20 protein-coding genes are annotated in these 25,024 nt (G+C 50.1%); 9 read left to right on the top strand and 11 right to left on the bottom strand.

Annotated features, from left to right (window positions below):
• Window positions 1-7 precede the first annotated feature (7 nt).
• Genes AC2YIT_RS23000 through AC2YIT_RS22985 form a run of 4 tightly spaced genes read right to left on the bottom strand, consistent with a single transcriptional unit; the run spans window position 8 to window position 3,608 of the window.
• Window positions 8-895: a DUF5777 family beta-barrel protein gene (locus tag AC2YIT_RS23000; RefSeq protein ID WP_487280709.1), complete on the bottom strand. Its 888-nt coding sequence runs from the start codon at window positions 893-895 to the stop codon at window positions 8-10.
• Between the two features lie 12 nt (window positions 896-907).
• Window positions 908-1,420 carry a QcrA and Rieske domain-containing protein gene (locus AC2YIT_RS22995; protein WP_430844002.1) on the bottom strand — a complete coding sequence of 171 codons (513 nt, stop codon included), beginning with the start codon at window positions 1,418-1,420 and terminating at the stop codon, window positions 908-910.
• A 54-nt stretch (window positions 1,421-1,474) separates the two neighbouring features.
• Complete coding sequence (locus tag AC2YIT_RS22990) at window positions 1,475-3,058, bottom strand: hypothetical protein (protein WP_487280708.1); 1,584 nt, start codon at window positions 3,056-3,058, stop codon at window positions 1,475-1,477.
• A complete protein-coding gene (locus tag AC2YIT_RS22985; RefSeq protein WP_430843999.1) occupies window positions 3,039-3,608 on the bottom strand; it encodes an RNA polymerase sigma factor in 570 nt (189 codons plus the stop codon). Before AC2YIT_RS22985 ends, AC2YIT_RS22990 begins: the two co-directional genes overlap by 20 nt.
• 304 nt (window positions 3,609-3,912) lie before the next feature.
• Between AC2YIT_RS22985 and AC2YIT_RS22980 the strand changes: the two genes are divergently transcribed.
• The 6 genes from AC2YIT_RS22980 to AC2YIT_RS22955 all read left to right on the top strand — a co-directional run bounded on the left by AC2YIT_RS22980 (window position 3,913) and on the right by AC2YIT_RS22955 (window position 13,884).
• Window positions 3,913-5,742, top strand: a complete 1,830-nt coding sequence (locus AC2YIT_RS22980; protein WP_487280707.1) for an ABC transporter ATP-binding protein — start codon at window positions 3,913-3,915, stop codon at window positions 5,740-5,742.
• A complete protein-coding gene (locus tag AC2YIT_RS22975; protein ID WP_487280706.1) occupies window positions 5,739-7,568 on the top strand; it encodes a MutS-related protein in 1,830 nt (609 codons plus the stop codon). Before AC2YIT_RS22980 ends, AC2YIT_RS22975 begins: the two co-directional genes overlap by 4 nt.
• 151 nt (window positions 7,569-7,719) lie before the next feature.
• Window positions 7,720-9,036, top strand: coding sequence for an RIP metalloprotease RseP (gene rseP, locus AC2YIT_RS22970; RefSeq protein WP_487280727.1), 1,317 nt, complete (start codon window positions 7,720-7,722; stop codon window positions 9,034-9,036).
• Window positions 9,018-9,635, top strand: coding sequence for a DUF6702 family protein (locus AC2YIT_RS22965; protein WP_487280705.1), 618 nt, complete (start codon window positions 9,018-9,020; stop codon window positions 9,633-9,635). The genes rseP and AC2YIT_RS22965 overlap by 19 nt, the downstream gene beginning before the upstream one ends.
• A gap of 135 nt (window positions 9,636-9,770) precedes the next feature.
• Window positions 9,771-12,287, top strand: coding sequence for an endopeptidase La (gene lon, locus AC2YIT_RS22960; protein ID WP_487280704.1), 2,517 nt, complete (start codon window positions 9,771-9,773; stop codon window positions 12,285-12,287).
• Window positions 12,288-12,393: 106 nt separating this feature from the next.
• Complete coding sequence (locus tag AC2YIT_RS22955; protein ID WP_487280703.1) at window positions 12,394-13,884, top strand: tagaturonate reductase; 1,491 nt, start codon at window positions 12,394-12,396, stop codon at window positions 13,882-13,884.
• Here the strand turns inward: AC2YIT_RS22955 and AC2YIT_RS22950 are convergent.
• Window positions 13,862-14,581, bottom strand: coding sequence for a DUF3784 domain-containing protein (locus AC2YIT_RS22950; protein WP_430843988.1), 720 nt, complete (start codon window positions 14,579-14,581; stop codon window positions 13,862-13,864). The genes AC2YIT_RS22955 and AC2YIT_RS22950 overlap by 23 nt on opposite strands.
• Before the next feature lie 102 nt (window positions 14,582-14,683).
• Between AC2YIT_RS22950 and AC2YIT_RS22945 the strand changes: the two genes are divergently transcribed.
• Window positions 14,684-15,265 carry a Uma2 family endonuclease gene (locus AC2YIT_RS22945; protein WP_487280702.1) on the top strand — a complete coding sequence of 194 codons (582 nt, stop codon included), beginning with the start codon at window positions 14,684-14,686 and terminating at the stop codon, window positions 15,263-15,265.
• Here AC2YIT_RS22945 and AC2YIT_RS22940 read toward each other — a convergent pair whose 3' ends face one another.
• The 5 genes from AC2YIT_RS22940 to AC2YIT_RS22920 form a co-directional block, all read right to left on the bottom strand.
• A complete protein-coding gene (locus tag AC2YIT_RS22940; RefSeq protein ID WP_487280701.1) occupies window positions 15,266-15,931 on the bottom strand; it encodes a bifunctional 4-hydroxy-2-oxoglutarate aldolase/2-dehydro-3-deoxy-phosphogluconate aldolase in 666 nt (221 codons plus the stop codon). It abuts the gene before it with no gap.
• Window positions 15,932-15,948: 17 nt separating this feature from the next.
• Complete coding sequence (locus AC2YIT_RS22935; protein WP_487280700.1) at window positions 15,949-16,944, bottom strand: PfkB family carbohydrate kinase; 996 nt, start codon at window positions 16,942-16,944, stop codon at window positions 15,949-15,951.
• Between the two features lie 152 nt (window positions 16,945-17,096).
• Window positions 17,097-18,524, bottom strand: a complete 1,428-nt coding sequence (uxaC, locus tag AC2YIT_RS22930; RefSeq protein WP_487280699.1) for a glucuronate isomerase — start codon at window positions 18,522-18,524, stop codon at window positions 17,097-17,099.
• Between the two features lie 17 nt (window positions 18,525-18,541).
• Window positions 18,542-19,729, bottom strand: a complete 1,188-nt coding sequence (gene uxuA, locus AC2YIT_RS22925) for a mannonate dehydratase (protein ID WP_487280698.1) — start codon at window positions 19,727-19,729, stop codon at window positions 18,542-18,544.
• 153 nt (window positions 19,730-19,882) lie between these two features.
• Window positions 19,883-20,494, bottom strand: coding sequence for an RNA polymerase sigma-70 factor (locus AC2YIT_RS22920; RefSeq protein ID WP_353722389.1), 612 nt, complete (start codon window positions 20,492-20,494; stop codon window positions 19,883-19,885).
• Between the two features lie 281 nt (window positions 20,495-20,775).
• Here AC2YIT_RS22920 and AC2YIT_RS22915 point away from each other — a divergent pair, with 281 nt between their 5' ends.
• Entirely contained in the window at window positions 20,776-21,798 is a 1,023-nt protein-coding gene (locus AC2YIT_RS22915; RefSeq protein ID WP_090375451.1) for a LacI family DNA-binding transcriptional regulator, read from the top strand.
• On the opposite strand, the gene AC2YIT_RS22910 is transcribed toward AC2YIT_RS22915, so the two are convergent.
• Window positions 21,795-23,075: a DUF349 domain-containing protein gene (locus AC2YIT_RS22910; protein ID WP_487280697.1), complete on the bottom strand. Its 1,281-nt coding sequence runs from the start codon at window positions 23,073-23,075 to the stop codon at window positions 21,795-21,797. The two genes, AC2YIT_RS22915 and AC2YIT_RS22910, sit on opposite strands and share 4 nt — an antisense overlap.
• 73 nt (window positions 23,076-23,148) lie before the next feature.
• On the opposite strand from AC2YIT_RS22910, the gene ettA reads away from it, so the two are divergent.
• Complete coding sequence (ettA, locus tag AC2YIT_RS22905; protein ID WP_487280696.1) at window positions 23,149-24,816, top strand: energy-dependent translational throttle protein EttA; 1,668 nt, start codon at window positions 23,149-23,151, stop codon at window positions 24,814-24,816.
• The last annotated feature ends 208 nt before the right edge of the window (window positions 24,817-25,024 follow it).

The following is a 25,024-nucleotide window of genomic DNA, read 5'->3' as shown; positions in this document are numbered from 1 at the left end:
GTCTGGATCAGTTTGGCTGCTTCTTGTTCTTCTTGTCAAAGCTGAATGTACGGGAAATGTTGAACCCGTAATGGATATCCCCTTTGCCCCAGCTGCCGGTGGTTTCGCCGATGAACTGTTTCTCGATCATGCCGAGGGAGTTGGTAAAATGCAGTTGGAAAACGTGCCCGCCGGTTTCGATATCGACGCCGAACGACATGGAATCGTGGTAAGGGGCTGTCAAAGTATTCTTTTCCCGAGCGGTATAGAAATATTCACCGTTCAATGAGACGCGTTTCGAGAGCTTGAAACGGCCGCCGATACCTACGGCAAAGAGTACTTTTTCGTCACCTGTCACGTCCGGCATAGTGCGGTACAGATAGGTTGGCGACAGTTGCAGCGACAAGCGCTCCCCGAATTTCCGCGCTACCAGTACCTGGGCGGAGTAATACAGTTTATCCTGAAAATCGCGCTCCTTATCCACCGTGGCTACGCCTGTTCCACCGAACAATGTCACCGAAACCGGGATATTGCGTGCTCCGGTGGTTTGTTTCAGTAATTTATATTTACCAAAAAAATCATACACCTTCTGCGACGTGCTGCGGCCCACTCCGATCATCAGATCGTCCGTCAACCCGTATTCGAAGCCCAGCCGCATCGTAGCCTGATCGAGCCCGAAAAACTGGTAAGCGCCCGAGTTCAACTTCCCGAAACGGTGCGAAATGCGGAAATCGAGATGCTTCTTTTTCATCGTTTCCACCGATTGGCCATTCACCACGCGGGTCGATTTGAAAGTGGCGCTGACCGGAACGGTTTGCGCACTGTCCTGTTTCGACAACTCGTTCAGCAAGTCGTCTTGCGCATATAATACTGTTGATGAACCCATCAACATCACGAGTAGGCGGAGTACTTTCATAGTCAGTTCTGATTAAGCTTTCACTGTTAAAGTGTTGCCGTCGGAAGAAACGGTTACATTATACGTTTTAAGCGGAGTCGTGGCAGGACCATTCGTCACCGCCCCGGCAGTGCTGAATGTAGAACCATGAGTCTGGCAGAAAACGTCGTTGGACGATGACCTGTATGCCACCGGATTTCCCTCGTGAGTGCAAATTTTGCTCAAAGCCACATAGCTGCCTCCGCTCGTTTTGGCTACGAGCACATCCCCGATTACCTTACCGATACCAGCCGTTTTCAGCTCGTCGTAGGGAGATTTGGTCATGTCAACCGTGAAATTGATAGCCGTGCCGCTTGTAGTGCCTGTTATTCCGCTGCCGCCGGTACCCGGATCTGGATTCGGATTAGGATTCGGATCATCGTCTTTCGATCCGCATGCCGTCATAGTGGTGCCGAGGCAATAGAATGCCATTAACGTTGAGGTACTGAGCCCAAGACTTCTTAGGAATTCGCCTCTTTTCATGCTTCCTTTTTCAATTGAGTTCATAGTAATAATAAATTAATTAGAAGATACAATTCAGCGATAATGTGGGCATAGTGCTCACTTGAAAACAGGGGTGTAGCGCACCGATAGCCAGAGGCCCGTAGTAATGAGGTTCACTTTTCCATAGCCGACGCGTTTGAGCGGCATCCGGATAGAAGGCTCTGCGAGGAGCGATAGTTTACGGGATATTCTGTATTCGTAGCCTGCTGAAATATTGGCATGACTCAGCCAATACCAGCCGGTTTCCCCATTCCAACCCCGTCTTGTCTGCGCATTAGGGTCGTTAGGGTCGATGTAATAGTATTTATATTTCTCACTATTCATATGGTAGGATGAAAAACCACCTGTTGCAAACCAACGCGACCTTTCACCCAGCGCAATATCATAGCGCACATTCAGGGGTATTTCCAACACTTTACACACACCGTCTATTCCGCTCAATGCCAGCGGCGGGTAATAACCATGCTTGGGTAACTGATAAGCCTCCGCGGGTGCATAGTAATCCTTCCTGCTCCAAACCGCGCCGCTTTGCAAATACAATCTTGGTAAAACCGAATACTCCACCAACAGCGACACCGACGTTCCGGGCTTTGAAAAATCCTTCAATCCTACCGTGCTCAGGTCCGGCGAATAGCCAAATCTGAACGCCATCAGCGGCCGGTCATCTGCGGACATGGACGATTGCCTGGGCGCAGGCCCGGCCGCAACCTGCTGCTCTGGCGCGGAAACCCCGGGCAGTGGCAACACATTCCATTTCAACGCCTTACTATCCAATGCGGCTGCAGGAATCAATGCGCGGTCCCGTACATCTGCTTTTGTCAACGATTCGCTAGCATGTGCCGGCTGTATCTCCGTCGAAGCCGCATTGCCGTCCTGCCGGCCCGTTGCTTGCGACAAGGACGTCTCCCTGCCTTCCGCTTTTGCATTGTTTTGAATAGAAAGAGCCCCGTCGCCTCCTTCCACTCTTGAGCGGTTAGGCTCTAAGAACACTCCGCCTGCCTTAGATTGGCTCCGGGGCAATGGTTTTCTGCCGTTTTTACCAACAGCAGCATTCAACTCTGATTTTGAGGAAGATTTACCAGCTTCTTTTGCACTGGCTTTTAGTTTACTACCAATACCTTTTTTGCCATTACCAGCAACTTTATTTCTCTCAGCAACCAATTCTTTTGCATTATCCACAGTCAGCTTTCCTTTATCAACACCCGCAGCCGTTTTTAAGGCTTCCTCTTCCAAATCTCCCGACTTCCTGACAACACCTGACTCACTGACAACACCTGACTCACTGACAATATCTGACTCGCCGCTACCGTCCTTCACGCCTCCTTCCTCCACTACCCCTCTCTCACTTCCACCATCCTCCTGAGCTACTCTATTTTCCCGTTTCAACGTAACATTCCTTCCTCCTTCCTCCTTTCCTCCCTTCTCCCCTTCCAGGGAATAAAGCGCAATCCCCGCCGGTATCAGCAGCGCCAGTACGCCCAGCGGCCACCATTTCCGCCACCATCCGGCCGGAGTTCTTCCATCCTGCTTGTCGAGTCGCTTCCGCAGGTCATTCCAGTCATCGGGTTCGTATGTCGGATCAAGCTCTTCTGATGACTTTCTGAAGAGCTTGTCCAGTTCGTCATCTGGCAACTCTATCATAGTCGTCAATTTTAATCTTGGATAACATGTCTCTCAACTTTTCCCTTGCACGCGACAAATTGGACTTTGACGCCCCAACTGAAATATTCAGCTGTTCTGCAATTTCTTCGTGTGTGTAGCCATCAATGACCGACAAACTGAATGCCAGCCGGTACGCCGGTGTCAGGCGCTGGATCAGTCCGACCAGCTCGTCATGTGAAAGCTTGCTGATAACCGTTTCGTCTACGGACACCTGTTCCGCGACTTCCACGTCGTCGAAAACATCTCTGCGAACTTCCTGTCTGTAATGATCGAGGGCTGTATTAATCATGATTCTGCTCAACCAGGTTTTAAATGGTCGGCTTGCATCGAAACTTTCGAGCTTCGTGAAAACCTTCATGAATCCATCGTTGAGTATTTCTTTCGCCTCTTCCCGGCTGCGTGTATAGCGCAAGCAAATGCTCATAGCATAGCCGTAGAACTGCTTGTACAACAGCTCCTGACTGCGGCGGTTTTTCTGTAAACAGCCGTCGAGTAGTTCTTGAAGAACGGCGGAGTTATACTCGGGCATGCTATTTGCTTTTTTAACCTATACGAGGGAATCCGGCACAGGGTTGCCTGGGGTTTGCAAGTTTTTTACAACATTTTTACGCCGGCAAAAAGACACATCGTCCGTTCATTGAAAAATTAGGAATTTTTAACGACAATCGCACGTAAACTTGGCGTTAATGCCTCCCGGAACCCGCCCTGCGCGGGTGGTCCTGCCCGGGTAGTCCCGCCCGGATGGCTTTGAAATAATGCGTACTTTTGCAGGCTAACTATCGAATGTTAATCAAAGCCGGATTAAAACTGGTTTCCGGTGTACCCTATATCCAATGGCCAATAATGAAACTGGCAAAACCTTGCCCGGCAAGGAAACTCCCTCTCCATTTGCCGTAAAAAAAATCAGGTGGGAAGGATTAAAAATCACGCTCCGGCTTTTGCGTTACCTGCGGCCCTATCGCTTGATGTTCGTGGCGGGGATGCTGTTCCTTGCATTGTCGACCGGCACGTCCCTTGCATTTCCGAAACTGGTGGGAAGCATTATCGAGGTCATTGAGGGCAAATCGCGGTTTACGATCAATCAAATCACCGTGCTGCTTTTCGTAGTCCTGTTTGGTCAGGCCATATTTTCGTTCTTCCGGATCTATCTCTTTTCCAAAGTCAGTGAAAAGGCTGTCAACAACATCCGGCTCGACGTTTTCAGCAAGATTATCACATTGCCTGTCCCATTCCTGGAAGAACGTCGCGTGGGCGAGCTCACCAGCCGCATTACTTCCGATGTTTCACAACTGCAAGGTTTGCTGTCGTTCACGCTCGCAGAACTCTTCCGGCAGCTGGCTACGCTGATCGTCGGAATGTCCATTTTGTTTTATACTTCCTGGAAGCTGACGCTTTTCATGCTCGCGACGGTACCCATACTGGGCGTGGCTTCGGTATTCTTCGGGCGTCACACACGCAGGCTCTCCCGCAAGGCGCAGGACCAGCTTGCAGCAGCAAATGTCGTGGTGGAGGAAACCTTGCAATCGGTGAACGTCGTAAAGGCATTTACCAATGAGCCACTGGAAATCAACCGCTACCGGACGATTCTGGATCGGGTGGTGGACCTTACATTGTATGCGGCGCGGTTTCGGGGTGGGTTCGTATCATTTATCATTTTCGCCACATTCGGCGGGATCGTGGGTGTAGTGTGGTACGGAGCCGCATTAGTGCAAGCTGGCGAGTTCGGTCTTTCGGATTTATTCACATTTATTCTTTACACCACTTTTATCGGCGCGTCGATCAGCGGAATGGGTGATTTATATGCCCAAATCAGCCGCACGGTGGGTGCGTCCGAACGCATCTTCGAGATCCTGGGAGAAACGCCCGAGGTTTCGGTGGATGAGGCACAAAATGCAGTGGCAAGTCATGTGGAAGGCCGCGTGACTTACGAGGACATTCATTTTGCCTATCCCTCGCGTCCCGATTTGCCAGTTTTGAAAGGCGTTTCACTGGACATTCAGGCAGGCGAGAAAATCGCTTTGGTAGGATACAGCGGTGCCGGTAAATCGACCATTGTACAACTCCTGATGCGCTTTTACGAATATCAGTCGGGTGAAATACTCGTCGACGGCAAGCCGGTAAGGGAATATGGCCTTTCGGCTTTAAGGAAAAATATCGCGATCGTGCCGCAGGAGGTAATGCTTTTTGGCGGGACGATCTATGAAAACATTGCCTACGGAAAACCTTCCGCCTCCCGTGAAGCCATTATTGACGCCGCCAGACGCGCCCATGCGCTGGAATTTATCGAGTCCTTTCCCGAAGGATTTGAGACCATCGTCGGCGAGCGGGGCATTAAGCTTTCCGGCGGCCAGCGACAGCGCATTGCCATTGCAAGGGCTATTTTAAAAGACCCCAAAATCCTCATTCTCGATGAAGCGACCAGTTCGCTCGACGCGGAATCCGAAAAGCTTGTACAAATCGCATTGGACGAGCTGATGAAAAACCGCACGACGATCGTGATCGCCCACCGCCTGGCGACCATTCGGAAAGTCGATATGATCTATGTCCTTCGCGAAGGCCGGATCGCCGAGTCGGGAACGCACCAGGCATTGAGCACTATTCCTGATGGCCTGTACGCCAACCTCATCAAACTCCAATTTGAAAACGTTGAAACCCTTTCATGAAAAGCACTGAAACATCCCGCTTCGAATCACGCACATTTTTTCAAGCCCAAAAAGAAAAAGCGGCCATAGCGGAACAAAGGGAACATGAAAGATTTAAAAATATAGCCCTGCTGCGACTGGCTGCATTTGCAGGCATGGTGGTGCTGGCGGTGGTCTGGAACAAAACGGGCGTCGCCTATTGGGGAATAGGGATATTGGTATTGCTCATAATCTTCCTTATCCTGATGCGGAAGCAGCAGGAAGCCCGTACCAACCGGAACTTTCAGCGAAACCTTATCGCCATTAATGACGATGAACTTGCTCGCCTCGATCTCCGTTTCAAAAGGCCCGAAACCGGCTCGGAATTCCGCGAAAAAGACCATAATTATTCCGATGATCTGGACATCTTCGGCGAATTTTCCCTTTTCAAACTCCTCAATCGCAGCCGCACCGCCGAAGGAAGCCGCCGGCTTGCCAATTGGCTCAAAAATCCAGCCAACGCAACCGAGGTAGGGCTCCGGCAAACAGCCGCCACCGATTTCAGCCATCACCCCGAGCACATCCAGCAATGGGAAGCGACCGCCTTGCTTCACGCGCACGCAGCCAAGCACGTGGGCGAATTTCAGGAATGGATCGTTGAACCATTTCCCGCGCCATTGAGAAATGCATTGCCATTGCGCTGGTACCCATTGCTGACACTTTTGATCGCGATATTGTATTTCGCAGGCATCCTGCCAGGCATTGTTGTGTTCGTCAGCCTCGGAATCCATCTTTTCATATTGGGCCGCTACGCCGAATTTGTGAAACTACTCGCCAACCGCACGACATCAATGGGACAAACGCTCACCGCTTATTCGGATTTGTTGAAAAAAGCGGAACATGCACCGTATGAGTCGAAGTGGTGGCAAACAAGAAAGGCGAAGATTACCGGCTCTTCGGCCGCATTGGCGAAAGTGGGCAACCTCTTCGAAAAACTGGATTACCGCAACAATCCTTACTTCGCCGTGTTCATCGGCATTCCCACACTCTGGGATATGCATTGCCTCGCAAGCCTCGAAGATTGGAAGGCTGTGCATCACCAGCACCTCGACCACTGGCTGGACGTATTGGCCGACACCGAAGCAATGAACAGTCTGGCAGGTCACGCATTTGCCCATCCGGAGTACATTATTCCCGCTGTCAATCATGTCTCTGAAGTTACCATCGCCGCCGCTTCGCTCGGCCATCCGCTGATTCCCGCGGCAAAGCGGATTAGTAACGATTTTGCCATGCAGGGAACGGGCAAGACAATACTGGTTACAGGCTCGAATATGTCTGGGAAAAGTACTTTTTTAAGGACAATTGGTTTAAATCTCGTACTCGCGCAAATGGGCGCGGTTGTGAGCGCCGGCGCATTCGCTTGCTCGCCTGTGCGGGTATTCAGCAGCATGCGCACGCAGGACTCGCTGGAAGAAAGCACTTCTTCTTTTTATGCAGAATTAAAAAGGCTCCGGAAACTCCTTGAACTGGCCGACGAGCAGGCTCAAGCACCTGTTTTCTATTTACTGGATGAAATTCTCAAAGGTACCAACTCCGCCGACCGCCACCGGGGTGCGGAGGCGCTGATTCGGCAGCTGCATGCCAAAAAAGCATCAGGTATGGTATCCACCCACGACCTCGAACTAGGCGAGTGGGGCGCTACCGAGCCTTACATTCACAACTTCCATTTCCGGTCGGATGTGGAAAACGGCCAGCTGCATTTTGATTACCGTTTGCACGAAGGGATCTGCCGGAGTTTCAATGCCTCGGAACTGATGCGGATGATGGGCATCGCTATTGGACCCGACAAAACCCCGCTTGCACACTGATACCGGGCATTTGTACGGTTGTTTGCGGATTTGCGTAACTTTACTGTTTACATTTACGTTTAAAACACTGATCCGGTAGCGGAAGTCGAACTTTTTTGATTAACAATTAACCCGTAACGATTACAAAACCTGAATGGAATTACAGAAAGCATTGGAAATATTGATCATGGCAGGGCAGCTTATCCTGGGCCTGTCGATCCTGGTGGGGTTGCATGAGTGGGGGCACATGGCCGCCGCAAAATTGTTCGGAATGAGGGTTGAAAAATACTTTATAGGCTTTCCTCCTAAAATTTTCAGTTTTCAGAAAGGCGAAACAGAATATGGCATAGGCGCTATCCCGCTGGGCGGGTTTGTGAAAATTTCCGGGATGATCGACGAGTCGATGGACACCGAGGCGATGAACCAGGAGCCGCAGCCGTGGGAATTCCGCTCGAAACCGGCCTGGCAGCGGCTGATCGTCATGCTCGGCGGTATTATCGTGAACGTGGTCGTGGGTATCGTCATCTTCATTGCAATCGCGTACCACGACGGCAAGCAGTTCCTTTCGATTAATGAGGTAAATAAATATGGTATCGTGGCCGGCGAACTGGCACAGGAAATCGGTTTGAAAACCGGCGACAAGATCGTGCGCGTCAACGGCAAACCTTTCACGGATTTCAGCGACGTGATCAGTTCGGAGGTTTTCCTGGGAAGCAACAGTTCTTACACCGTCGACCGCAACGGCCAGGAAGTGCAGATAGAGATCCCTAACAATTTCATTGAAAAACTGTCCGACCCTGATGAGAAACGCAATTTCATCCGCGCGATCGAACCTTTCAAAATCGGTGAGCTGATTCCGGGAATGCCTGCCGAAAAAGCGGGCATGGAAGTCGGAGACAAAATTACGTCGATCAACGGCACGCCTATCCGTTTCTTCCATGAATTGCAGACCCAACTTGAAAAGCTGAAAGGCAAGGAAACCACATTGGTAGTACAACGCGGTGCGGAGCAGAAACCCTTGAAAGTGGCCGTAACTGAAGACGGTACGCTCGGTTTCTATCCAGAAACCCTGCTCGACTTCACAGTAGTTCAATATACTTTCGGCGAAGCGGTGGCCATTGGCACGGAAAATGCCTTCGGTGTGGTGTATAACAATATCAAAGGTTTCGGTAAAATATTCCGCGGGGAAGTGTCTGCCTCCAAAGCACTGAGCGGACCGATCGGCATAGCACGTATGTTTGGTGGCGTTTGGGATTGGGGCCGTTTCTGGCAGCTGACCGGCTTGCTATCGATGGTGCTCGCATTCATGAATGCATTGCCTATTCCTGCATTGGACGGCGGCCATGCGGTAATCCTGTCCTATGAAATCATCTCAGGTCGCAAGCCTTCCGACAAGTTCCTCGAAAACGCCCAGAAAGTAGGAATGGTACTCCTGTTGGGCCTGATGGCATTCGCCATTTTCAACGACGTATGGAAAGCGGTATTCTAAAAAGAGGGAGGAAAGGGAGAATGGAGGAAGGGGAGGAAAGGAATGTATTAGTCAGGAGGTCAGGAAGGTCATTTCGCTTTCCTGACTTTCTGACTTTTTCCTCTTCCCTTTCCTCCTTCCTCCCTTTCCTGCTTTCCTCCCTTTTCCTACTCACGTCCTTCAAACCGAAGCACGACTACCACGTTTCGGTGACGCAAATGCAATACAATGCGTCGTCGCGATCGTTCGAAGTAAGTATCCGGATATTTACGGATGATCTTGAAAAAGCATTGTCGGAAAGCCACTCCAGACAACGATTCGTGATCAAGGACAATGATCAAAATGATCGCTTCGTTGAAGAATACATTCGTAAATCATTTGTCTTGACAGATAGTCAGAAAAAAAATGTCCCTATCAAATATGTCGGAAAAGAACAGGAAGCGGATGCAACGTGGGTGTATCTCGAAATCCCTTTCCAGGGCGCTTTGAACGGCTGTAAGCTTTTGAATGTTACGCTTATGGAAGTTTTTGACGATCAGGTCAATATGACGAATCTTAAATTCCAGTCCGAAAAAAGGACGTTTTTATTTAAAAAAGGACAGACTTCTCACCTGCTGTAACTGGTCTGTGACCGCTCATAAAAATGCATGACATAATGTGTAGTGGCACGGCTATTTTGTTTTATAATGCCTTTCTTTTGAAAGTCATTATTTATATATTGGGAAAAGATTATCTGTCAATTTGACAGAATGCCTATGAAATTTGAACCTTCTGATCTATATAGCCGGCTGCTGATGTCCGATTCGGACATGGATAGCCTTGAAATCGTTCCTCTTGGTGGCCCCGACGGCTCTGACGAGCCTTTTGAACTTCCCAATGAATTAGCGATACTTCCGATCAGGCAAACGGTGCTCTTCCCGGGGATGGTGATTCCCGTGACAGTCGTGCGCCAGAAAGCTATCAGGCTTGTTAAAAAGATATACCGCAACTCCGATATCAATCAGCGTATTCTCGGCGCCGTCACCCAGGCCATCCCTAACAAGGAAGACCCTACGGCTGAGGATCTTTACAATATCGGTACCGTCGCTCAAATCCTGAAAATGATCACCTTGCCGGATGGTAACGTGACAATCATCGTACAGGGCCGCCAGCGTTTCGAGATCAAAGCCATTGTAAACGAGGAGCCTTACCTGACCGCCGAAGTACGGCCTATCGAAGATTCTTTTGTGGGCCCTACCAAAAAAGAAGCGAAAGCACTGCTGCAATCGCTTCGTGACGGTGCGCACAAGATCATGCGCCTGAACCCTGAGATCCCGCAGGAAGCACGCATTGCGCTGGACAACATCGAAAGTCCGATCTTTTTGATCCATTTCCTGTCGTCGAACATCAATGTTGAGATAGCCGATAAGCAAAAATTGCTTGAAGAACGTAACGGTCACAAGCAGGCTACGCTTTTGCTGCAATACATGATGCGCGAAATCGAAATGCTGGAATTGAAACGTGAAATCCAGACGAAAGCAAGCTCGGATATCGACCAGCAGCAACGCGATTATTTCCTTCGCCAGCAGATCAAAGTTCTGCATGATGAGTTGGGAATGGACAGCCCCGAGCGCGACCTCGACGAAATCCGCCTGAAAGCCAGCCAGAAAAAATGGTCGGAGCCGGTGAAAGCCCATTTCGAAAAAGAACTGGGCAAATTGCAGCGCGTTAACCCAATGGCCCCGGAATACCCGGTAACGATGAATTACCTGGAAACGCTGGTGGATTTGCCATGGGGACAATATACCAAAGACAATTTCGACCTGGTAAGGGCACAGAAAATCCTCGACGCTGACCATTTCGGTCTCGAAAAGGTGAAAGAGCGCATTATCGAATACCTGGCGGTGTTGAAACTGAAAGGGAATTTGAAAGCGCCGATCCTTTGCCTGTACGGCCCTCCGGGTGTCGGCAAAACTTCACTCGGCAAGTCCATCGCGAAGGCATTGAACCGGGAATATATCCGTATGGCGCTCGGTGGCGTGCACGACGAAGCCGAAATCCGCGGGCACCGCAAGACGTACATCGGTGCAATGCCGGGTAAGATCATCCAGAATATCAAAAAGGCAGGTTCTGCCAATCCGGTGTTCATCCTCGATGAAATCGATAAGGTGAGTTCCGATTACCGCGGCGATCCTTCTTCCGCACTGCTGGAAGTACTCGATCCCGAGCAGAACTCGTCATTCACCGATAATTACCTCGAAGTAGAATACGACCTTTCGAAGGTGCTTTTCGTAGCCACCGCCAACTCGCTCGATACCATTCACCCCGCATTGCGCGACCGGATGGAAATCATCGAAATGACCGGCTACACGATCGAAGAAAAATTGCAGATTGCGAAACGTTATCTCGTTCCGAAACAGCGCAAAGATCATGGTTTGAAATCGACCGATGTGAAGATCGACGATGCCGCATTGCTGAAAGTGATTGAAGGCTACACCCGCGAGTCGGGCGTGCGCAACCTCGAGCAGAAGGTAGGCACTGTTATCCGAAAGATCGCAAAATCGGTAGCAATGGAGCAGGATTATCCTAAGACCATTAAAGCCGACCAAATCGAGAAGTACCTCGGCGCGGAGATTTTTGATAAGGATTTGTATCAGGACAATGACTTCGCGGGCGTTGTGACGGGTCTCGCCTGGACTTCGGTAGGTGGTGAAATCCTGTTCATTGAAACGAGCCTGAGTCGTGGGAAAGGCGGGCTGACATTATCCGGCCAGCTGGGCGATGTGATGAAAGAGTCGGCGGTGGCTGCGTTGTCATACCTCAAAGCTAACGCAGAAAGGCTGGGTATCGATTACCGCATTTTCAATCACTACGATCTTCACGTACACGTACCTGCCGGCGCAGTACCCAAAGACGGACCTAGCGCGGGCGTGACGATGGCCACTTCCATGGCTTCGATATTTACACAACGCCGCGTGAAACCTTATATCGCGATGACGGGTGAGATCACATTGCGCGGAAAAGTACTTCCGGTAGGTGGTGTGAAAGAAAAAATCCTCGCTGCACGCCGCGCGGGAGTAAAAGAGATTATTCTCTGTGTGAAAAACCGCAAGGACGTGGAAGAAGTACCTGCCAATTACATCAAAGACCTGACTTTCCATTACGTGGACCAGGTCGATGAAGTGCTGAGTATTGCGCTCCTTCCCGAAAAAGTGAACAACCCGATGAACTTCATTTTCCCCGATGAAAAGAAAGAAAAAGAAGAAAGCGGATTTGTTACGATGACGGTTTAAGCCAGACTTGAAAATATGAAAAGAGGTACCGAAAGGTGCCTCTTTTTGTTTAGGGGTTATGCTTTCCAAACGGCGTCATATTGTTAAACCTTTTATCTATTTAAAAATGTCGTTACCGCAGCTCTCCCCCCAACTGCTCGACCAGCAGCCCGAACTTCTTCCCGATCACCGGAAACTTCTTGCATTGCCTGAAAAAATTATCCAGTTCGGTACAGGAGTACTGCTGCGCGGCCTGCCCGACTATTTTGTGAACAAGGCCAATGCGCAGGGTATTTTCAATGGCCGGATCGTTGTCGTGAAATCAACCAGCACCGGGGGAACCGACGCCTTTACGGAGCAGCAGAATATCTTCTCCCACAGCATCCGCGGAATTGAAAACGGTCGGCAAATCGACGAGACGGTTATCAATAGCAGCATTAGCCGCACCCTGACCGCTGCCAGCGACTGGGCCGATATCCTCGAATGTGCACATAGCTCAGAGCTTAATATTGTTATTTCAAATACGACGGAAGTGGGTATCCAGCTGGTCGACGATGACATTTTCGCCAGCCCGCCGGTATCCTTTCCGGGGAAACTGGCGGCCTATTTGTTGGAACGGTACAAAGCGTTCAACGGTGCTCCGGAATCGGGAATGGTGATCGTTCCCACCGAATTGATCGTCGGCAACGGTCCGAAACTGAAAGCCATCGTGCTGGAACAGGCACAACGGCACGGTCTGGATAGGGCTTTTATTTACTGGCTGGAAAACTATAACCACTTTTGCAGCTCACTGGTAGACCGCATTGTTCCCGGCAAGCCCGATGCCGAAACGATCGAGGTGCTTTCTCAAAAACAAGGCTTCCGCGACGATCTGCTGATCGTTTCCGAAGTTTACCGCCTCTGGGCAATCGAAGGCAGCCAGCATGTGCGCGATGTGTTAAGCTTCGCACAAGCCGACAAGGGGGTGGTGATCGAACCTAATATCGACCTCTTCCGCGAATTGAAATTGAGATTACTAAACGGCACGCATACGTTAGCTTCCGGTCTTGCTTATCTCCACGGCCTCGATACAGTTCGTGAAGCGATGGAAAATACCGAAACCGCGCAGTTTATCGCCGATGTAATGCTGAAAGAACTTGCGCCTGCAATCCCGTACGCTGTTGATCCCGCACGGGCGCAGGAGTTCGGCAACCAGGTACTCGACCGCTTCCGCAACCCGTTCATTCGCCACCAGCTGATAGATATTACCGTGCAATACACGGCGAAGATGAAGATGCGCAACATTCCGACACTTCTGAACCATTATCAGAAATCGGACGATGTGCCTGTATTATTTGCCAAAGGATTTGCCGCATTCCTCCGTTTTATGAGGCCTGTCGTGCATAAGGACAATGCTTACTACGGCGAGCGCGATGGTCAGCAGTATCCAATCCGGTGCGATGCAGCCGCCTATTTTGATGAAAAGTGGAAGAATGCTGCGTCGCCGGTAGATCTGGCACAGCAGGTTTTGAGCGATGTATCGCTTTGGGATACCGACCTTACATTACTGCCGGGCTTTGCCGACGCCGTGAAAGGTTATATGATCGAGCCGGTCTTTACCGGGACTTCCACGCTTTGAGCTGATTATACAGTTCCTCGGCCGAGATGGCATCAGAACTGAAATAGATCTCATCCGTTACTGTTTTGATCAGCAGGTACGGGTGAGATTTTTTATTGATATACAACCTGACAATCCGGCCGTCTTCTGTTTTGAAGGCCCCTTTCGCAAACTCTCCGCCTGCGAAACCGTTCGCTTTGCTCGAAATATCAGGCAGGCTGTCGGTAACAGTGAACCCGGTCACATCATCCCGCGCAATTTTCATCCCGGACAGGCCTTTGATTTCCAATGCACGGGTAGTCAGGAAGATCTCGCTGTTCCTCATGCCCATAAACATCAAATAACCTACGCCCACTACCACCACAAGGATAATGGCCATGACAATGTAGGTGCCTACCCGCTGGCCGCTCGTGCCCGTATAGTATCGGTTCCCGACAGCGATCATATAGACATATGCCAGAAGGGGGTAGACAACCATAAACACCGTAGCCCAGTTAGGATTAAAAGCATTCAGAATCAACACTCCTGCCAGCTCACTGATACCGAGGAATATGTGGAAACGATTGAAAAACTTGACGTAGGAAACAATGTCCATCTTCGCGCGATCGGCTTCGGACATCGTATTGTACCCGGATAACAGGTATTTCGCATTACCCGGAGTCACGATAAACCCGAGCGAAAGCAAGACCAGCGAAATGATGATGGCAACGGTAAGCATAACTTTGTCACGGCTAATTGCCTTATAAGTTACAAACTTATGCAGGAGAAAGTCAATTGGCTTTCGTTTTCACAAATGCTTATATTTGATAAAAAGCATATTATGATTCTCCCATTGAACATACCTGCACATCCGTATTTCACCGACGACGAGTTGGTCGCATTCTGCGTGGCCAACCCCGATTTAATGGTCGAAAGGGATGAACACGGTCAACTACACATCACTATGACACCCACCTTTCTCCTTGGCAGTTCTAACAACAGTGAATTAATCGCCGAAATAGCTATTTGGAACCGCAAGAAAAAGGGAGGAAAGGTGATTGAATCAAATGGAGGTTTTTTTCTTCAAGACAGGTCCATGCGGGTACCGGACGTTGCCTGGATACAAATAGACCGCTGGAATGCGCTGACAGACGATGAAAAGAATTCGTTCCCATACATGGCACCGGATTTTGTGATTGAATTACAATCCAAAACAGATAGCCTGCGTTACCTGGAACGAAAAATGGTGAAGTGGATTGAAAACGGCGTGAGGCTTGCCTGGCTAGTGTGTCCGAAAAGTCAGACGACCTACGTTTACGAGCCGGGCAAGCCTCAACTTGCGGTGCATTTTGAAGAAACGCTTTCAGGCGGTGAAGTACTAGTGGACTTCTCCACCCGCCTAAGCGATATTTTGGAATATTAATCAGCTATTCGCGCGGAACTCCTTCACGAGCGCGATGCTTTCAGCTACTTTTTGCTCGATCCAGGGATAGTTACCTTGTGCTACCACGTCTTTCGGAAACAGGTTTGAGCCTAAGCCGACAGCGTAGGCACCAGCACCGAACCATTCGTTAATGCTTTCCTTGGTAGGCTGTACGCCGCCGGTAACCATAATTTTCACATTCGGCATAGGCCCGCGGATTGCGCGCACGAATGCGGAACCTACCACTTCGCCCGGGAAAAGTTTCACTACCTCCGCGCCAGCTTGCTGTGCGTTGTAGATTTCAGTCAATGTAGAAACGCCCGGAATCCAGGGGATACCAGCTTTCAAACAAGCTTCGCCTACGGCCGGATTGAGGCAAGGTGTCACGATAAAATCAGTGCCGGCATCGATGAATTTTTGCGCGGTTTCAGCATCGTAAATCGTACCGATTCCCATTGACAGGCCGGGCAGGCTTTCCTTTACATGCGCCAGAAGCTCCGTAAATACATTAAAGGCATTGTCGCCACGATTCGTGAATTCGAATGCGCGTGCACCTCCGCGGTATGCCGCATTGATTACCTCCTTGGCGATTTCAATATCCGCATGATAGAACAGCGGCAGTACGCCGACTTCGTTCAATAATATCAATGTTGTTTCTTTATCCATGATTGTTGGCCAGGTTACTAGCGTTTGATTCTTCCTGAGGTCTCTCCCTGACGTATGGCTTCCACTTCGGCAATCGTCGAGATCAAAGCATCGCCTTCGATGGTATGCTTCAATGCCGAAGCGGCTACCCCGAATTCCAGCGCTTTTTGCTGGTCGTCGAAGGTAATGAGGCCATGAATAAGGCCGGCGATGAATGCGTCGCCGCCGCCTACGCGGTCGACGATCGGGTTGATCTCGATGTCTTCCGTTTCGAGCAACTCTTTGCCATTCCACAAAAATGCCCGCAGCAAGTTATGTGACGCGCTGATCGACGTCCTTTTAGTATCCACCACCGTTTTTACCTGCGGGAAAGCCTTCTGTAAATTGACGCAGGATTCGACAAAATCGTTTCCGTCTATATCAAAAATCTCCTTGATATTGATGCTGTTGGCGATTACAACATCCGTTCCAGCAGTTAGTTCGGGAAGGATATCGGAAGGTTTTTTGCCGTATTTCCACAAATTCGCACGGTAGAAAATGTCGCCGGAAACGGTAATGTTGCGTTTGCGGGCCGCTTTAATGCCGTCGAGCAATGCGTCCGCAGCTTCTTGCGACAATGCCGGGGTAATACCAGCCCAATGAAACCATTTCGCGTCTTTCAGGATGTTATCCCAATCGAGCTCCTTTGGGTCGATCGTCGCGAGGGATGAATTGGCGCGGTCGTACACGATCTGGCTGCCGCGCATGGCAGCACCGGTTTCCAGGAAATAAACGGCCATTCTCGGGCCTCCGAAAAGGATGTGCGACGTATCGACGCCATGGAAATGCAGGTACTGAGCCGCCGCACGCCCGATGGGCGAGTCAGGAAAACGGGTAACGTGCGCCGTGCTGTGTCCCCAATATGCCAACGCCGTCGAAACGTTCGCTTCGCCACCAGCATATGTTACATTCAATTGACGGGCTTGTTCAAAACGGGAAAAACCAGGAGTGGAAAGCCGCATAAGGACTTCCCCGAAGGATACTATCTGAGCCATATTTTAAACTATTGCCCGTTTGCCAAAGAATGAACTCCCTGACGGGCCATTGAAAAATGATTACGCGCCAAAATTAAGTATTAACATTAAAATAGCCCACAACAAATGTCTGGGCTATTCCTTTTATTAGCGTATTTAAATTCGGACTTTAATCAAAAACCAAAATATTTGTTGGCATTGTTGTAAGAAATACCCTGCACCATCTTACCCAGCCACTGAATATCGCTCGGTAACTCGCCATTCTCGACATCCTGACCGATGAGGTTACACAAAATACGGCGGAAATATTCATGACGCGGGTACGACAGGAAGCTGCGCGAATCCGTAAGCATGCCCACGAAACGGCTCAGCAAGCCCATATTCGACAATGCGTTCATCTGCCGCTCCATACCATCCTTCTGATCGAGGAACCACCAGCCGGAACCAAACTGCATTTTACCGGCAACCGTTCCGTCGTTGTAGTTACCAGTCATCGTAGCCAGTACTTCATTGTCGGCCGGATTAAGGTTATACAAAATGGTTTTCGCCAATTGATCGGTCGAATCGAGTTTGTTCAAAAACTTCGAAAGCGCTTGCGCCTGGCTGTAATCGCCGATGGAATCCCAGCCGGTATCGGGGCCGAGTTCGCGGAGCATACGTTCGTTGTTGTTGCGCAATGCACCGAGGTGGAACTGCTGCGTCCAACCTTTGGCATGATCCATTTTAGCCATTTCATACAGCAGCACAGACTTGAACGCCAGCGCCTGACTGGCCGAAGGCTTCTCGCCCCTCAATGCAGTCGCAAATGCCTCACGCGCCGCAGCTTCATCGAATTCCGCATAAATATGCTCCAAACCGTGATCGGACAACCGGCCGCCCATGGAAGCAAAGAAGTCGTGGCGGTTCTGCAATGCGCCCAGCAATGCTTCATAAGAAGTAATCTCACCAATACCGGCCGATTGCGCCAGTTTCGCCAGATATTGTTTAAAGTCCTCCGGCGAGTCGATCAGCAGCATCGCCTTATCCGGGCGGTATGTCGGCAGCACGCGGATATCGAAACCGCTTTCACTGATTGCGCGGTGGTAATTCAGAGTGTCAGTTGGATCATCAGTCGTGCAGATTACCTTCACATTCATGCGGGTAAGCAGACTTTTCACCGAGTAATCGGGCTGGCGCAACTTGGCGGAGCATTCTTCGTAAATCTCTCTGGCGGTATTTCTGTTTAATAGTATATCAATGTCGAAATAGCGCAGCAATTCGAGGTGCGTCCAGTGATAGAGCGGATTGCGCATTGTATACGGTACTGTGGCCGCCCATTGTTCGAACTTTTCCCAATCGCTCGCGTCGCCGGTACAATACCGCTCGTTGATACCATTTGCCCGCATTGCCCGCCATTTGTAATGGTCCCCGTAAAGCCAGATTTGCGTCAGGTTTTCAAACTGCTTGTCTTCCGCAATCTGATCGGGCGGCAGGTGGCAGTGGTAATCGATGATCGGCATTTCCTTCGCATAATCATGGTAAAGGATACGCGCAGTTTCCGAGCGGAGGAGGAAATCTTCGGAAATGAAGGTCTTTTGTACAGCGGTGCTAATCGTTTCCATTCTCTTTCTTATTACAATCACAAACTTCTTTCAATCCCGTATTCGAGGCCCCGCAGCTCCGCAAGCCCGCGCAGGCGCCCGATGGCCGTATAACCCGGATTGGTCCGCTTCGTAGCCGACAAATCATCAAGCATACGGTGGCCATGATCAGGACGGAAAGGCATTCTCAAATCGGTTCTGCCGTCATTTTCCCGCCTTTTCTGTTCCAATACCAATGCCCGCATCACGCCGTACATATCCACGTCGCCGTCGAGGTGATCGGCTTCGTAAAAGCTGCCGTCGTGCTCGCGCTTGGTGGCGCGCAGATGTATGAAATGAATCCTGCTGCCCAGCCTGTCCACCATTCCGGCGAGGTCGTTATCCGGCCTTACGCCATAGGAGCCCGTACAAAAGCAAATGCCATTGGCTTGCTTGTCATACGCTTTCAGCAGCATTTCTGCGTCATTTTCAGTGCTCACAACGCGTGGTAGTCCGAGGATGGGATAAGGAGGATCGTCCGGGTGAATCGCCAACCTGATCCCCGCTTCCTCCGCTACCGGCCCGATCGCCTGAATAAACTGGTACAAATGCGTACGCAGCTCGAAATCGCCGATATGCTCGTAGGTTTTCAAAACCTTCCTGAATTCTTCTACCGTGAAGCTCTCTTCCGAACCTGGCAGACCGGCTATAATGTTACGGACGAGTTTTTCCTTCTCCTGCTCTGACGCCGAGTCGAGCCAAATTTTTGCAGCACGTTTTTGCTCCTCGGTGTACAGCTCTCCGGCCTCTGATCTTTGTAACAGGTAGAGATCAAATGCGGCGAACTGCGTTGCATCGAAACGCAAACCGGTTGAACCATCCTTCATCGGCGCGTCCAGGTCGGTGCGCGTCCAGTCGAGAATGGGCATGAAATTGTAGCAGACGGTGTCGATACCGCATTGCCCCAGGTTACGGAGCGACTGCTGGTAGTTTAATATATGTTTCTCAAAATCGCCGGAGCGTGTCTTGATCGATTCGTGTACAGGTACACTTTCCACAACAGACCACGTAAGGCCGGCGTCTTCGATCAACTGCTTGCGCGCCTGGATTTCTGATACTTCCCAAACTTCACCATTGGGAATGTGATGTAATGCGGTGACGATTCCGGTTGCCCCGGCCTGACGAATATCCTGCAACGAAACAGGATCGTTAGGCCCAAACCAACGCCAGGTTTGTTCTAATGCCATTTGATGCCTTGCGGCGCGATAAGCTGTAAGCTATAAGCCTTAGGCTATAAGCTTTAAGCCTTACGCACCGCTGTTATTTTTATTGTTAGTTCAGTTATTTTTTGCGAACTTAAAGCAACCTGCTTACAGCCTAAAGCCTATCGCTTAAAGCCCCTACGCTACCAACCTATGCTCCGGCACCCTTTCGCGCAGTACTTTCAATGCGCGGCTCATTTGGGTTTCTACCGTTTTGACTGAGATATCCAAACGCTCTGCGATATCGCGGTAGCGGAGGCCTTCCTCGCGGCTGAGGCGGAAAATGAGCTGGCACTGGCGCGGCAATGCCTGGATGCAATCTTCTATATGCTCGTAAAATTCGTTGTACGACAGTTCTTCCGCGGGCGAGAAATGGTCGGCGTGGTTCATATTCCACTGCACCGATTCCAGCGAATCCCGCTCATTCTGACGATGGATACGCAGTTTCAGGTAATCCAGCGCCTGGTTGCGCACAGCCCTGTAAATGTAAGCCTGAAACGAAGTATGGACCTCAATCTGCTCACGATTTTTCCAAAGTTTCACAAATACATCGGACACCACTTCCTCTGCGATCTCCCGCGTCACCACCACGCGCATGGCGTAGTTGCAAAGCGACCTGTAATGGCGTGTGAACAACTCGCGGAAGGCATTATAATCACCGTTAGTCACTACTCTGCCAAACAGGGTTTCCAGTATACTTTTCTGAGAACAGGCTGATGGTAATGTACTGGTAAATGAGTTTGTCTCCATGTTAGCTGAGCTAGGTTAATTATAGAAAATTTCCTGGAATTGTAGTGGTATTTAGCCCCTTGTCTTCGTCGATCATTTACCTAGTTTAAATACTGATTCGCTGATACACAAAAATAAATCTTGAAAAAAAGCAATAAATTTACGCAACCGTTCCCGGAACCGTTCCCATTCCCGCAATTTTTCCCGGAACTTTGTGCGGACACCAGCGGCTTTGTGCAACATTGACCGCTAGTCTATTTTCTGGATTTTTTAGGAGGATTGTACTATTTCAATATATTCCAATGAAAAAGGTTTCTATCACCATCAAAGAGATTGCAAGACAACTCGGCATTTCCAAATCGACCGTGTCGCGGGCGCTACGCGACAGCAGCGAGATCAGTGAAGAAACCAAGCAAAAGGTGATCGATCTGGCTGAGCAGCTTAACTATTATCCCAACCCGATCGCGATCAGCCTGCTCAAAAACCGCACGCAAACCATCGGCGTGATCGTGCCGGATATTGCCAACCGGTTCTACTCCTCGGCGATCGGCGGCGTGGAGGATATTGCGTACAGCCGCGGATACCATACCATGATTTACCAAAGCCACGAGCTACTCGAACGCGAGCGTTCCGCCACACGGCACATTGCCTCGCGCCGGGTAGATGGTCTGGTGGTAGCGATTTCCAGCCAGTCGGAGAATATCGACCATTTCGCGTCCTTGCAGGAGCAGGGCATTCCCGTGGTGTTTTTCGACCGCGTAAGCGACGCCATGCATACACATAAGGTGCGGGTGGATGACTACAAAGGCGCGTTCGATGCTACGGAGCATTTGATCAAGCGGGGTTGCCGGCGCATTGCGCACATTGCCGGCCCAAAACCGGTATCCATTACACGGTTCCGTTTGGAAGGATACAAGGATGCATTGCGCAAATACGGGATCGAATTCCAGGAAGAATGGGTGTTGCACAGCGAGATTACGCAGGCGGGCGGTACCGAGCGCACCTACCAACTCATGGCCCTCCGCGAGCGTCCCGACGCTATCTTCGGCGCCAGCGACCGCATTACCATGGGTATTCACTGGGCATTGCGGCAGCTAGGCTACAAAATGCCCGATGACGTAGCGGTAGTGGGCTTTTGCGACATCGCCATGTCATCTCTCCTCGATCCGCCGGTGAGTTCGGTCACCCAGCCGTCGTTCGAAATGGGCCAGCAGGCTACTTCATTGCTTTTGGACCTCATTGAAAGCAAAAATACCCCGGCCGAATTCGAGACCAGGGTATTGCAATCCAATTTGGTGATTAATAAGTCGTCTATGCGGCACTAGCCGGTTATAGCTTTCAATTTTCTTTCAAATTCAATAAGAATGCGCTCTTTCATCTGAACCTTACGTTTCTGAATATTGATGCGCCCCACGGCCTGCTTGTCCTGCTCGGGATCGCCGGTAGCGGTGCGGTCAAATTCCAGCTGCGCGAATTCGAGGTCGCTCTTCTCACGCTTGGTAAGCCATTCGAGCTCGCGGTATTTGGTACGGAGCTGCTCTTCAGGGCTTTTCAGGTCGAAAGCCGGGTATTTGCGGCTGATCACGCGCGCCAGGTAGCTGAGCTCAAATATCTTGTCGCAAACCATCCGGAATTTCTCTGCCAATTCCTTATCTGCCAGTTTGAACGGAATCTTGATCTCCTTCCATTTACTAAGCAGAACCTTTGCTTCCTGCGACGCCTCGATGATATCCGGAGATTTCAGAAGCGCTTCGGCCTGGGCGAGCAGTTTCTGTTGTTCCACGATACGCGGGTCAATGCGAACTTTCGGTTCTATACCTTTAGCCGCATTATATTTATCGTAGAACAGTTTGAGGAAGTGGCGATAAGCCTTATTGACTTTGAAAAAGCGCTTCGGCGGAACTTCCCCTACATTATTCCATGCATTGCGTACATCTCTCGCCTTCTGATAGGCTTCGTCGAGATCTTTAGCGTAGCTGAGTGTCTTCGTAATTTTAATCAGCTTTTCGTACTCTTCTATACGGTGCTGGTTGAGCTTGTTCTGCTCATCGAAATAATCACGACGGCGTTGGAAGAAATCATCCAGGATCTGCTGGAATGTGGTCTCGATTTCATCCTGATATTCCTTATCGACCGGCCCGGTGCGGATCCACTTGGCTTTGATCTCCTGAATCTGGTCCGTTGCAGTAGCATAATCGGTCACGGCGGCGGCAACTTTCACGTCCTCGATCAGCGCGCGTTTGATTTCCAGGTTCTTGAGCTGGTTAACCTCGATCAGGCTTTTGAGATATTCTTCTTTTTCTTCGAGCCTTCTGAGCAATGGCACAAAATCACCCAATGCATCAAAACTTTTCAACTTGCGCTGTAACTGGATCAGTTTGGTAAGATAGGAGCCCTTATTAAGTGCCTCATCAATTTCGCGTTCCAGCTGCTCTACTTTGTTCAGGACAATGTTAAAACGATTCTTGAAATAGTCAATCGCTTCCTGCTCAGTCCTTTTTACTTCTCCAATTTGCCGGTCGGGGAAATCCAGATACCCCTTTAAAAATACTTTGCTGTCCTTAACGTAGCCGTATTCATCATTCAATGTGGCATTTTCCATTCTTTCAATTTTTTTTTATCTGCTAAGTGTAGGGATATATAACGATATTTGTTACGCACAAATTAAACAAAAAATGAGTAACGAAACCATTATTTTCTCAATGTCGGGGGTTAACAAAATCATTCCTCCCAACAGACATATTATTAAAAACATTTATTTATCCTTTTTCTACGGCGCTAAAATAGGCGTCCTCGGTCTGAACGGTTCCGGTAAGTCGACGCTCCTGCGCGTCATCGCCGGCATCGACAAAGACATTCAGGGTGAGGTAGTTTTCTCTCCCGGCTACTCCGTCGGGATGCTCGAACAGGAGCCGAAACTCGATCCGAACAAGACCGTTCGCGAAGTTGTAGAAGAAGGTGTACAAGAAATTGTAAATCTATTGAAAGAATTCGACGAGATCAATGAGGCGTTTGGTGCAGAAGATGCAGATTTCGACAAATTGCTGGAAAGACAGGGCGAAGTGCAGGAAAAACTCGACGCATCCGATGCATGGAATCTTGACAACCGCCTCGAAATCGCGATGGATGCGCTCCGCTGCCCACCATCGGATGCATTGATATCGACACTTTCGGGTGGAGAAAAGCGCCGGGTTGCGTTGTGCCGCCTCCTGTTGCGCCAGCCGGATGTACTTTTATTGGATGAACCTACCAACCACCTCGATGCGGAGTCGGTACTGTGGCTCGAAGAGCATTTGAGACAATATAAAGGAACCGTTATCGCCGTAACCCACGACCGCTACTTCCTCGACAACGTAGCCGGCTGGATCCTCGAACTCGACCGCGGCGAGGGCATTCCATGGAAAGGCAACTACTCATCCTGGCTGGAACAAAAGCAGGAACGCCTGAAAAAAGAAGAAAAAACCGAATCGAAACGTCAGAAAACATTGCAGCGCGAGTTGGAATGGGTGCGTTTGGCGCCGAAAGCACGCCAGGCCAAATCCAAGGCGAGGTTGGGCGCTTACGAGAGATTGCTCAGCGAGGAGGGCAAAGAGAAGGAAGAAAAATTGGAAATCTTCATTCCTTCCGGCCCAAGGCTTGGGAACAAGGTTATCGAAGCACATAATGTATCGATGGGCTTCGGCGACAGGTTGCTGTACGAAAACCTCAGCTTCGCATTGCCGCCGAATGGTATTGTCGGCATTATCGGGCCAAATGGTGCGGGTAAAACCACTTTGTTCAAACTCATTACCGGCCAGCTGAAACCGCTGACGGGCCATTTCGAAGTAGGTGAGACCGTGCAACTCGCTTACGTCGATCAGGAACACGATAACCTCGATCCCAATAAGACCGTATACCAGAGCATATCCGATGGCAACGACTGGATTATGCTCGGGGGCAAGCAGGCGAATGCGCGTGCGTACGTGAGCCGGTTCAATTTCGGCGGCGGCGACCAGGAAAAGAAAGTGGGAACGCTTTCCGGCGGCGAGCGTAACCGCGTACACCTTGCCATGACCCTGAAAGAGGGCGGCAACCTGTTGCTGTTGGATGAGCCTACCAACGATTTGGACGTAAACACGCTTCGCGCATTGGAGGAAGGCCTCGAAAACTTCGCGGGCTGTGCCGTGATTATCTCGCACGACCGCTGGTTCCTCGACCGCGTCGCAACCCACATTCTGGCATTCGAGGGCGATTCACAGGTTTACTGGTTTGAAGGTAACTTCTCAGAATACGAAGAAAACCGCCGTAAGAGACTCGGTACAGACGCTACACCGACCCGAATCAAGTATAAAAAACTCGCATAATTCCGCCCGGATCTGCCCGTTACCCAGCGCTCATCTACACAGGTGAGCGTTTTTTTGTGACTGCTTGTAGAATTTATTTTCTATTTCTCTTGAAATCTAGTTTTAATATTCTACCTTTCTATCCTATTCATACCATCCTTTATCAAGTTGTCAATTCAAATTATATTGAGCTGTTCGCCTATCAGGCTTAAAAACTAAAATTCCTCTT

The sequence above is a fragment of the Dyadobacter sp. SRI_021 genome, assembly GCF_057586235.1.
Note: the sequence above shows the minus strand (reverse complement) of the source record. Positions and strands in the feature narration are given on the sequence as shown.

What these genes read in the sequence shown, in the direction of transcription:
- AC2YIT_RS23000 (WP_487280709.1), bottom strand. Translation starts at nt 895, where the DNA reads ATGAAAGTACTCCGCCTACTCGTGATGTTGATGGGTTCATCAACAGTA.
- AC2YIT_RS22995 (WP_430844002.1), bottom strand. Translation starts at nt 1,420, where the DNA reads ATGAACTCAATTGAAAAAGGAAGCATGAAAAGAGGCGAATTCCTAAGA.
- AC2YIT_RS22990 (WP_487280708.1), bottom strand. Translation starts at nt 3,058, where the DNA reads ATGATAGAGTTGCCAGATGACGAACTGGACAAGCTCTTCAGAAAGTCA.
- AC2YIT_RS22985 (WP_430843999.1), bottom strand. Translation starts at nt 3,608, where the DNA reads ATGCCCGAGTATAACTCCGCCGTTCTTCAAGAACTACTCGACGGCTGT.
- AC2YIT_RS22980 (WP_487280707.1), top strand. Translation starts at nt 3,913, where the DNA reads ATGGCCAATAATGAAACTGGCAAAACCTTGCCCGGCAAGGAAACTCCC.
- AC2YIT_RS22975 (WP_487280706.1), top strand. Translation starts at nt 5,739, where the DNA reads ATGAAAAGCACTGAAACATCCCGCTTCGAATCACGCACATTTTTTCAA.
- AC2YIT_RS22965 (WP_487280705.1), top strand. Translation starts at nt 9,018, where the DNA reads ATGGAAAGCGGTATTCTAAAAAGAGGGAGGAAAGGGAGAATGGAGGAA.
- lon (WP_487280704.1), top strand. Translation starts at nt 9,771, where the DNA reads ATGAAATTTGAACCTTCTGATCTATATAGCCGGCTGCTGATGTCCGAT.
- AC2YIT_RS22955 (WP_487280703.1), top strand. Translation starts at nt 12,394, where the DNA reads ATGTCGTTACCGCAGCTCTCCCCCCAACTGCTCGACCAGCAGCCCGAA.
- AC2YIT_RS22950 (WP_430843988.1), bottom strand. Translation starts at nt 14,581, where the DNA reads ATGCTTACCGTTGCCATCATCATTTCGCTGGTCTTGCTTTCGCTCGGG.
- AC2YIT_RS22945 (WP_487280702.1), top strand. Translation starts at nt 14,684, where the DNA reads ATGATTCTCCCATTGAACATACCTGCACATCCGTATTTCACCGACGAC.
- AC2YIT_RS22940 (WP_487280701.1), bottom strand. Translation starts at nt 15,931, where the DNA reads ATGGATAAAGAAACAACATTGATATTATTGAACGAAGTCGGCGTACTG.
- AC2YIT_RS22935 (WP_487280700.1), bottom strand. Translation starts at nt 16,944, where the DNA reads ATGGCTCAGATAGTATCCTTCGGGGAAGTCCTTATGCGGCTTTCCACT.
- uxaC (WP_487280699.1), bottom strand. Translation starts at nt 18,524, where the DNA reads ATGGAAACGATTAGCACCGCTGTACAAAAGACCTTCATTTCCGAAGAT.
- uxuA (WP_487280698.1), bottom strand. Translation starts at nt 19,729, where the DNA reads ATGGCATTAGAACAAACCTGGCGTTGGTTTGGGCCTAACGATCCTGTT.
- AC2YIT_RS22920 (WP_353722389.1), bottom strand. Translation starts at nt 20,494, where the DNA reads ATGGAGACAAACTCATTTACCAGTACATTACCATCAGCCTGTTCTCAG.
- AC2YIT_RS22915 (WP_090375451.1), top strand. Translation starts at nt 20,776, where the DNA reads ATGAAAAAGGTTTCTATCACCATCAAAGAGATTGCAAGACAACTCGGC.
- AC2YIT_RS22910 (WP_487280697.1), bottom strand. Translation starts at nt 23,075, where the DNA reads ATGGAAAATGCCACATTGAATGATGAATACGGCTACGTTAAGGACAGC.
- ettA (WP_487280696.1), top strand. Translation starts at nt 23,149, where the DNA reads ATGAGTAACGAAACCATTATTTTCTCAATGTCGGGGGTTAACAAAATC.